Source organism: Burkholderia sp. MSMB1078WGS (genome assembly GCF_001528895.1).
In the GTDB taxonomy this organism is placed as follows: domain Bacteria; phylum Pseudomonadota; class Gammaproteobacteria; order Burkholderiales; family Burkholderiaceae; genus Burkholderia.
This window is the reverse complement of sequence record NZ_LPDI01000065.1, coordinates 1-720: the sequence shown is the minus strand read 5'-3', so window position 1 is coordinate 720 and position 720 is coordinate 1. Positions and strand designations below refer to the sequence as shown.

The window sequence follows — 720 nt, the reverse complement described above, 5'->3', positions numbered from 1 at the left end:
TTGGTCTTCATGTCGTTGTCGATCGATTAGAGTCGTTGTTCGGCTTATGTGTTCGTGCGAACTTCGATAAGCCCCCCGGCGTGGCGCGCGATGGTGGTCTCCCCGCGGCCGCCCCCGTTGCTCGATGCCCGGTCAGTAGTACCAGTACGTCTGCTGCCAGACGCCGTAGTACGGATAGCCCGAGTACCAGTAGCCGTAATAGACGTCACGCCATTGCGTGCGCCATTTCCAGTCTTCTTCGTCTTCTTTCTTCGCCTTGCGTGCGAGGTCGAGCAGCTTTTTCGATTCCTTGTCGCCGCGGCCGGCCGCGATCGACAGCCACTTCTCCGCTTCGCGCGCATCCGAGCCCATTTCCTCGAGGCCGAACAGGTAAAAACTGCCGAGCGCCTTCTGTGCGTTCAGGTCGCCACGTTCGGCGGCCTCGCGCATCCACTTGAGCGCCTGGTAGCTGTCCTGGCGCACGCCGTCGCCGCGGAAGTAGCGCAGGCCGAGATCGTAGGCGGCCTTCGGCTGGGTTTTCGCGGTTTGCTTGAGCGCGGCGATGCGCGGATCTTCGCGGTCTTCCGCGTCGTCCCTTTTTTGATAGGAGACCTGATCTTTAGGGCGATCGGAACAACCTGTGTCGTCGCAGATCCGTACCGTGCCGGCGGTAACCGACGGATCCTGCGCGCACGCGGCCAACAGCAACAGCAGCCCCGGTGCGAGTAAACGGCGATACAT

Annotated in this window: 1 protein-coding gene; it reads right to left on the bottom strand. The window is 61.8% G+C overall.

Annotated elements, in window-relative coordinates; translation table 11 throughout:
- Positions 1-132: 132 nt before the first annotated feature.
- Positions 133-720, bottom strand: a 588-nt coding sequence (locus WT24_RS16470; protein WP_060034896.1) for a tetratricopeptide repeat protein, incomplete at its 5' end; no start/stop codon positions are given.